Genomic DNA, 8,079 nt, shown 5'->3' on the forward strand with positions numbered 1-8,079 from the left:
GCCTACCGCTTCACGCAGGCCCTGGATTCGGCGCAGGTGCCAGTGCTGCTGATCGGCGGCTGGCAGGACCTGTTCATCGAACAGACACTGCAGCAGTACCGGGCGCTACGGGACCGCGATGTCGACGTCGCGTTGACGATCGGCCCCTGGACACACACCCACATGGCCACCTCGGCAGCCGCACCGGTGCTGCGGGAATCGCTGCAGTGGCTCGGTACTCATGTCAGCGCAGCTCCGGTCGCCCCGCGCGCCAGCCGGGTGCGGGCCCGGGTCACCGGCGGAGGCGACTGGCTCGACATGCCCGATTGGCCGCCCGCAACCACCGAGACCATCCGCTACCTGGGCGTCGCAGGCCGGCTCGAAGAGACAGTGCCCTCCGGCGAAACGTCCTCCTTCACCTTCTATCCCCACGATCCGACGCCGACGATCGGTGGGCGGCTGCTGTCCCCGGGGGCCGGCCGGCGCCGCGATGACACGCTTGCCCAGCGCCACGATGTGCTGACCTTCACCGCCGACGCGCTGCCATCGGAACTGGTCGTCCACGGAACGCCCCTCATCGAACTGGCGCACCGATCCGACACCCCGTACGTCGACCTGTGGGTCCGGATCAGCGAGGTCGACGCCCGCGGCCGGTCCCGCAATGTCAGCGACGGCTACCGTCGGCTGCGACCCGACCGGAACACCGATGTGGTGCGCCTGGAGATGGATCCGATCGCCCACCGCTTCGCCGCAGGTACCCGGATCCGATTGCTGATCGCGGGCGGGTCGTTTCCCCGGTACACGCGCAATCTCGGCACCGGCGAGTCGGTCCTCGAGGGCGCCCGCACCGTCCCTGCGACACATGTGATCAGCCACGCCGGGTCACGGCTGCTGCTGCCGACCGGAAGGCCATGACGGTGCCGAGTCACCCCATCGAGAGCTTCACCGAACTCGTCGACCAGCTCGACGGTGTCACCCGCACCGACCACGGCCACTACGCCAAGTTCCAGGTGTCGTCGCGCACCTTCGCCTACCTGTGGCCGGACACCGCGACCGTCGGCCTGCGCCAGACCATCGCCGAGCAGCTGGCATTGGTTGCCGAGCGGCCATCGGTGTTCGAAATCCAGTTCACCACCAATGAATTCGGTTGGGTGGTGGTACACCTTCCGAAGATCGAGCGCGACGAGCTCGCTGAACTGGCCTTCGAGGCGTGGCGGTTGACCGCCCCCCAGGAATTGGTGACGGCTCGGGCGGACCGCCTGCCGCGCTAGTCCGAGACCGCGCGTCGCACCCGCGCGGCGACGGCCTCGAGCGATTCGAGGTCGTGCACCGGCGCTGTCACCGGACCGCCCTGCGGTAGCGACACCCAGCTGGTGCAGCCGCGGTACTGCGCCAGCCGCGGCAGCCGGATCGGTTCGGCGAGCGGAAATGCCTGCACCACAAGGACTGTCAGCTTGTGCTTCGGCCGGAAATCGATCCGGTCGGCACGTACCGATTCGGCGGTCCAGATATGGGTGTCGTCGATCTGCGCGAGTCCCCCCGGTTTGTCGACGGCAACAGCGGCAATGACCCTGGCCGCCGCCCGGACGGTCACGTGCTCCTCGGTGCTGTCGGCCGCGGCCGGCGCGAGCAGATCCCGATGCTCGGGACGGACCCGCTCGGTGTGGCTGTGGGCGACGGTGGGGAACAGCAGGAACTCCGTCGCGGCCACCTCGAAGCGCTTCTCGCCGATGCCGCCCTTGCGTAACAGCACGGTCTGCCTGCCGTCGAGCAGCGCCCAGATGGCCGCGCTCCACTCTTTCAGGGCTTCGGACTCTTTCAGGACTTCGGTCATCGGGCGCGGGCCGCGATTCGCGCCTGCACCTCGGGACGGCGCAGCGGTGGCACCGACTTGGGTGGTTGCCGGCGTGGCGGCAGGGCTTGCAACAGCCTGGTGGTCGTCGCGGTGACCTCGAGTACCGCGGCTTCGAACGCCTCCACATTGGCCTCCGATGGGCGGGTGATGCCGCTGACCTTGCGGACGTACTGCCGGGCGGCGGCCTCGATCTCTTGCGCTGTGGCCGCGGGTTCGAGCCCGCGGAGCTCGGTGATGTTCCGGCACATGCCTCCACGATAGGGGTGAGCTGGCCTGCGTGACAGGGCCGGCGCAACGGTCACCCACTCGGTCGCCGAGGCGGTGTATCTGGCCAACCGCGTTGGTGCGCTGGTGTGTTCGGCGCCACCGTAACGGAACACCGGTATCCGACGACGTCCTTGATACACCGGGCGCACAGTGACGTCCCGAGACCGGTCGACATCGGGCCGGTCTACACCCCCTTCAAACAGCGCGCCTCAATGGCACGCGTGACAGGACGGCGGTCACCGCATGACGGTTTTGCACCACAGGACACGACGGCTGCTCGCCGGCCTCATGGCAGCACTGTTGCTGCCGGGTCTGCTCGCTGTCGCCGGCCCGGCGTCAACAGCGTCGGCATTCTCACGGCCCGGTCTACCGGTCGAGACACTGATGGTGCCGTCGCCTGCCATGGGCCGCGACATCCCGGTCAGATTCCAAGGCGGCGGACCGCGCGCGGTGTACCTGCTCGACGGGCTGCGTGCCCGCGACGACAACAACGGCTGGGACATCGAAACCGCCGCCTTCGAGACCTTTTTCGAATCCGGTGTCTCGGTGGTCATGCCGGTGGGCGGTATGTCGAGCTTCTACACCAACTGGCAGGGCCCGGCCGTCGGCAACGGCACCACCTACAACTACCAGTGGGAGACCTTCCTCACCTCAGAGCTACCCGCCTACCTGGCCGCCAACAAAGGCATCTCCCCCACCGGCAATGCCGTGGTAGGCCTGTCGATGTCGGGTAGCGCGGCGCTGACCCTGGCCGCCTACCACCCGGGCCAGTTCAGCTACGCGGCATCGCTGTCGGGCTATCTCAACCTGTCCGACGGAGTGTGGCCGCTGCTGGTCACCGTCGCCATGGGCGACGCGGGCGGCTTCAACTCCACAGCCATGTGGGGTCTCGGCGGCGGACCGGCCTGGAAGCGCAACGACCCGACCGTCAACGTCGGCAAGCTCGTCGCCAACGGCACCCGAATCTGGGTGTACTGCGGCACCGGACGCCCCGGAGAACTGGGCGGCGGCGGCGACATCGCCGGACAGCTGCTCGAGGGGATCACCCTGGACAGCAACCGGAATTTCCAGAGGCAGTACCAGAAAGCGGGTGGCACCAACGGGACGTTCAACTTCCCCGCCAACGGCATCCACGGCTGGGGCTACTGGGGTGGACAGTTGAACGCCATGAAGGGCGACATCCAGCGCACCCTGGGCGCCTGACGGACTGGTGGTGGGTGGGGGGGTGAGCTACCCCGTGCCCACGACCAGCCACCGCCCCGAGAACGACCGCCAGCCCACGAACAGCAGGCGCAGCACCATGAACAGTGTCAGGCCGGACCAGATTCCGAACAGTCCCCAGCCGAACGCCATCGACAACCAGATCAGCGGCAGGAACCCGCACAGGGCACTGGCCAGCGTCGCGTTCCGCATGAACTTGGCATCGCCGGCCCCCAGCAGCACCCCGTCGAGCGCAAACACGATTCCCGCGATCGGCAACTGGGCCACCAGGAACCACCACGGCACACCGATGGCCTCCAGCACCGCGGCGTCGTGGGTGAACAAAGTGGGCACCACCTTTGCTCCGAGGGCAAACAGGCCGGCAAACACCGCCGCCGCCACCGTCGAGAACGCCGTGACCCGCCACGCCACCGTTTTGGCGTGCGGCAACTGCCCAGCTCCCAGCGCCGCCCCGACCAGCGACTGGGCGGCGATGGCCAGCGAATCCAGTACCAGAGCAAGGAAACTCCACAGCTGCAGCACCACCTGGTGGGCGGCGACCGCGGCCGGACCGAACCGCGCCGCGACCGCGGCGGCAGAGATGAAGCAGGCCTGGAACGCCAGGCTGCGGATCAGGAGATCACGGCCCAGCATCAGCTGAGCCGGCAGCACCGCGATGTCGACCCGCAGCGACACCTTCTCCACGAGCAGGGCCCGGCAGAACAACAGCGCCGCCAGCCATTGCCCCACCACGTTGGCCACCGCCGAACCGGCCAGCTCGAGCCGGGGTGCGCCCAGCCACCCGTACACCAGCACTGGACACAGAATCGCCGACATCACAAACCCGGTGATCACGTAGCGCAACGGTCGGGCGGTGTCCTGAACTCCGCGCATCCATCCGTTGCCCGCCAACGAGATCAGGATCGCCGGCGCCCCCAGGATCGCGATCCGCAGCCAGGGCAGGGCGGCATCGGCGATCTCGGCGCCGGCGATCACCCGCAGCAGCGGCACCGCCGATATCTCGACGACCACGATGATCAGCAGACCGATCCCCAACGCCAGCCAGGTCGCCTGAACTCCCTCCCGCACGGCGGCGGCGCGGTTCCCGGCACCATAGAACCGGGCGGCGCGGGCCGTCGTTCCGTAAGACAGGAACGTCCCCTGTGAGGCGACCAGGCCGAGGATCAGCCCGCCGATCACCAGACCCGCCAGCGCAATCGCGCCCAGCCGGCCGACGATGGCGATATCGAACAACAGATACAGCGGCTCGGCCGCCAGCACCCCTAGTGCCGGCAACGCCAGCCGGGCAATCGTGCGTCCGGTGGGAGGTGTGCCGGGTACTGCTTCAGCCAATTGCGGCGCGAAGCTCGGCGACCACGTCCTCGACGGTGCCTGTAGTCGAGTAGCCCGCGGCCTGGCGATGGCCGCCGCCGCCGAACGCAGACGCAATCGGTGTCAGATCAAACGATTTCGACCGCATCGACACCGACCAGTGTCGCGGCTCGATTTCCTTGAACACCGCGGCCAGCTCGGCCTGCTGGGTGGTGCGCACGATGTCGACGACGCTTTCCACTTCCTCGGGCCGGGCCGCGGACCACTCCCGGTGATCGACGACGGCGTACACCAGACCATTGCCATCCAGCGCGGAGGAAAGCAGGCATGCCGACGCCAGCACCCGCGACAGCATGGGCAGCCACCCGAACGGATGGGTGTCCATCAGGCAGCGGCTGACACCGGCATTGTCGACACCGAGGTCGACCAGTCGTGCCGCCAGCCGGTGTGCCCGTGCACTCGCCCAGCGAAACGACCCGGTGTCGGTAACCAAACCCGCATACAGGCAGTGCGCCACCGGGCCGTCGATCGGCTGGCCCCACGCGTCGAGCAGGTCGGCCACCAGCATCGTCGTCGAGTCCGCGGCGGGATCGACGTAGTTGGCCGTGCCGAACAGCTGATTGGAGGCGTGATGGTCGATTGCCAGCACCGGCACGTCGGCGCTGATGACGGTCTGCAGCGCACCCAGCCGGTTGGGGCTGGGAATGTCGACCGTCACCACCAGATCGGGATTCGGGGGTACCTCGTCCGGACTGACCAGGAGTTGGCCGCCCGGCAGGGTCCGCAACGAGTCGGGCAGCACCGCCGGGGCGGCAAAGCTGACCCGGACGTGGCGACCCAACCGATCGAGAACCTGAGCCAACGCCAGTCCGGCGCCGATGGTGTCGGCGTCCGGAAAGACGTGGCACCCCACGACAATCACCTGCGCGGCCGCCAACACTTCGACGGCCCCGTCGGCGTCGACGCGCCGTCCTACCAGATCCTGTTCAGTGTTCGGATCGATCGCGGTCACCGGCGTCCTCAGAGGTCAGTAGAGCATGTTCCGGCCCCTCAACCGTTTCCTCCGCCCCAGTGACACGGTACGGGTCGGCATCCCCCGCCGGCGTCGCACCCTCCCGTACCCGCGCAACTTCGGCATCCGCCGCCCGCGCGCGGGCCAGGAGTTCCTCCATGTGCGCGGCCACCTCGGGCACCTTGTCCAGGACAAAGGCCAAGGTCGGGGTGTACCGGACACCGGTACCGGCGCCAACTTTGGTGCGCAGCACGCCTTTGGCGCTCTCCAGTGCCGCCGCCGCCCCCGCGTAGTCGGGTTCGACGTCCAGGGTTGCCCCGCGCACCGTGTAGTACACCGTGGCGTCGTGCAGGTCTCCGGTGACCTTCGTGTCCGTGACGGTCACGAAGGCCAGCCGGGGATCCTTGATCTCGTACTCGATGGCCGAAGCGACGATCGTGGAGATCCGCTTCGCAAGTCGCCTGGCCCGTGCTGGATCAGCCATTACTCGGACGCCTTCACACTCGAGCTTTTTCTACGAGCTCGTACGCCTCGATGACATCGCCCTCTTTGATGTCGTTGTAGGTCAGCGTGAGACCACACTCGTAACCTTCGCGCACCTCGGTGGCATCGTCCTTCTCCCGCTTCAGCGACGAGATGGTGACCGTCTCGGCAACCACCACGTTGTCGCGCAGCAGTCGGGCCTTGGCATTGCGACGCATGATCCCGGAGGTGACGAGGCAGCCGGCGATGTTGCCGACCTTCGACGACCGGAAGATCGCCCGGATCTCGGCGCGGCCGAGTGCCTTCTCCTCGTAGACCGGCTTGAGCATGCCCCGCAGCGCAGCCTGGATCTCGTCGATGGCCTGGTAGATCACCGAGTAGTACCGGATCTCCACGCCTTCGCGGTTGGCCAGTTCGGTGGCTTTGCCCTCCGAGCGCACGTTGAAGCCGATGATGATCGCATTCGAGGCCGATGCCAGGTTGACGTTGGTCTCGGTGACGCCACCGACACCGCGATCGATGACGCGCAGTTCCACCTCGTCGTCGATCTCGATGCCCAGCAAGGCTTCTTCCAGCGCCTCGACGGTGCCGGAGTTGTCGCCCTTGAGGATCAGGTTCAGCTGCGAAGTCTCCTTCAATGCCGAATCCAGGTCTTCCAGGCTGATGCGCTTGCGGGTACGCGCGGCCAGTGCGTTGCGCTTACGCGCGCTGCGCCGGTCGGCGATCTGCCGGGCGATGCGGTCCTCGTCGACGACCAGCAGGTTGTCGCCTGCGCCGGGCACCGACGTGAAGCCGATGACCTGCACCGGACGCGACGGCAGTGCCTCGTGGATGTCCTCGCCGTGCTCGTCGACCATGCGACGCACACGTCCGTAGGCGTCGCCGGCGACGATCGAGTCGCCGACCCGCAGGGTGCCGCGCTGGATGAGCACGGTGGCCACCGGGCCGCGACCGCGATCCAGATGCGCTTCGATCGCCACGCCCTGGGCTTCCATGTCCGGGTTGGCCCGCAGATCCAGCGACGCATCGGCAGTCAGCAACACGGCTTCGAGCAGCGCATCGATGTTGGTGCCCTGCTTGGCCGAGATGTCGACGAACATGGTGTCGCCGCCGTACTCCTCTGCCACCAGGTTGTACTCGGTGAGCTGCGCCCGGATCTTCTGCGGATCCGCGCCTTCCTTGTCGATCTTGTTGACCGCCACCACAATCGGCACATCGGCCGCCTGCGCGTGGTTGATGGCCTCCACCGTCTGCGGCATCACACCGTCGTCGGCGGCGACCACCAGGATGGCGATGTCGGTGGCCTTCGCACCACGGGCACGCATGGCGGTGAACGCCTCGTGACCTGGGGTGTCGATGAAGGTGACCAGTCGCTCGTTGCCGTCCAACTGGGTGAGGACCTGGTAGGCGCCGATGTGCTGGGTGATGCCACCGGCTTCACCCTCGCGCACTGTCGCGTTGCGGATGGTGTCGAGCAGGCGGGTCTTGCCGTGGTCGACGTGACCCATGACGGTGACAACCGGCGGACGGAACTCGAGATCGTCCTCGTCGCCCTCGTCCTCGCCGTAGGTGAGGTCGAAGGACTGGAGCAGCTCGCGGTCCTCGTCTTCCGGGGACACGACCTGAACGACGTAGTTCATCTCGCTGCCGAGGAGTTCGAGGGTCTCGTCACCCACCGACTGGGTGGCCGTGACCATCTCACCGAGGTTGAACAGCGCCTGCACCAGCGATGCCGGGTTGGCGTCGATCTTCTCGGCGAAGTCGCTCAGCGACGCGCCGCGGGCCAGCCGGATGGTCTCACCGTTGCCGTGCGGCAACCGCACGCCACCGACGACCGGCGCCTGCATCGAGTCGTATTCCTGCCGCTTCTGCCGCTTCGACTTGCGTCCACGCCGCGGCGCACCGCCGGGACGGCCGAACGCGCCGGCAGCACCGCCGCGCTGGCCGGGAC

The 8,079-nt window shown here is 67.7% G+C and carries 9 protein-coding genes; 3 read left to right on the top strand and 6 right to left on the bottom strand.

The features are described 5' to 3' along the window. Both WBB07_RS25495 and WBB07_RS25500 read left to right on the top strand, forming a co-directional pair. Positions 1-894: CocE/NonD family hydrolase (locus WBB07_RS25495; protein ID WP_526311834.1), on the top strand; the 894-nt coding region annotated here is incomplete at its 5' end. Further along, entirely contained in the window at positions 891-1,250 is a 360-nt protein-coding gene (locus WBB07_RS25500; RefSeq protein WP_526311836.1) for an MmcQ/YjbR family DNA-binding protein, read from the top strand. The genes WBB07_RS25495 and WBB07_RS25500, both read left to right, overlap by 4 nt. On the opposite strand, the gene WBB07_RS25505 is transcribed toward WBB07_RS25500, so the two are convergent. Beyond that, complete coding sequence (locus WBB07_RS25505; RefSeq protein WP_526311838.1) at positions 1,247-1,813, bottom strand: DUF1802 family protein; 567 nt, start codon at positions 1,811-1,813, stop codon at positions 1,247-1,249. The genes WBB07_RS25500 and WBB07_RS25505 overlap by 4 nt on opposite strands. Beyond that, on the bottom strand, positions 1,810-2,082 hold the full coding sequence (locus WBB07_RS25510; RefSeq protein ID WP_526311840.1) for a DUF2277 domain-containing protein: 273 nt from the start codon (positions 2,080-2,082) through the stop codon (positions 1,810-1,812). Before WBB07_RS25510 ends, WBB07_RS25505 begins: the two co-directional genes overlap by 4 nt. Positions 2,083-2,344: 262 nt before the next feature. Here WBB07_RS25510 and WBB07_RS25515 point away from each other — a divergent pair, with 262 nt between their 5' ends. Continuing rightward, the gene (locus WBB07_RS25515) at positions 2,345-3,304 is read left to right on the top strand and encodes an alpha/beta hydrolase (RefSeq protein WP_526311842.1); all 960 of its coding nucleotides are present in this window, start codon (positions 2,345-2,347) and stop codon (positions 3,302-3,304) included. Between the two features lie 27 nt (positions 3,305-3,331). Here WBB07_RS25515 and WBB07_RS25520 read toward each other — a convergent pair whose 3' ends face one another. The 4 genes from WBB07_RS25520 to infB all read right to left on the bottom strand — a co-directional run. After that, on the bottom strand, positions 3,332-4,654 hold the full coding sequence (locus tag WBB07_RS25520) for an MATE family efflux transporter (protein WP_526311843.1): 1,323 nt from the start codon (positions 4,652-4,654) through the stop codon (positions 3,332-3,334). Further along, complete coding sequence (locus WBB07_RS25525) at positions 4,647-5,645, bottom strand: DHH family phosphoesterase (RefSeq protein ID WP_526311845.1); 999 nt, start codon at positions 5,643-5,645, stop codon at positions 4,647-4,649. Before WBB07_RS25525 ends, WBB07_RS25520 begins: the two co-directional genes overlap by 8 nt. Continuing rightward, positions 5,620-6,129 carry a 30S ribosome-binding factor RbfA gene (gene rbfA, locus WBB07_RS25530; RefSeq protein WP_526311847.1) on the bottom strand — a complete coding sequence of 170 codons (510 nt, stop codon included), beginning with the start codon at positions 6,127-6,129 and terminating at the stop codon, positions 5,620-5,622. The genes WBB07_RS25525 and rbfA overlap by 26 nt, the downstream gene beginning before the upstream one ends. 13 nt (positions 6,130-6,142) lie before the next feature. Beyond that, positions 6,143-8,079, bottom strand: a 1,937-nt coding sequence (infB, locus tag WBB07_RS25535; protein ID WP_526311849.1) for a translation initiation factor IF-2, incomplete at its 5' end; no start/stop codon positions are given.

The sequence above is a fragment of the Mycobacterium sp. genome, assembly GCF_049647605.1.
Taxonomy (GTDB): Bacteria; Actinomycetota; Actinomycetes; order Mycobacteriales; family Mycobacteriaceae; genus Mycobacterium.

What these genes read in the sequence shown, in the direction of transcription:
- WBB07_RS25510 (WP_526311840.1), bottom strand. Translation starts at nt 2,082, where the DNA reads ATGTGCCGGAACATCACCGAGCTCCGCGGGCTCGAACCCGCGGCCACA.
- WBB07_RS25505 (WP_526311838.1), bottom strand. Translation starts at nt 1,813, where the DNA reads ATGACCGAAGTCCTGAAAGAGTCCGAAGCCCTGAAAGAGTGGAGCGCG.
- WBB07_RS25515 (WP_526311842.1), top strand. Translation starts at nt 2,345, where the DNA reads ATGACGGTTTTGCACCACAGGACACGACGGCTGCTCGCCGGCCTCATG.
- WBB07_RS25500 (WP_526311836.1), top strand. Translation starts at nt 891, where the DNA reads ATGACGGTGCCGAGTCACCCCATCGAGAGCTTCACCGAACTCGTCGAC.
- rbfA (WP_526311847.1), bottom strand. Translation starts at nt 6,129, where the DNA reads ATGGCTGATCCAGCACGGGCCAGGCGACTTGCGAAGCGGATCTCCACG.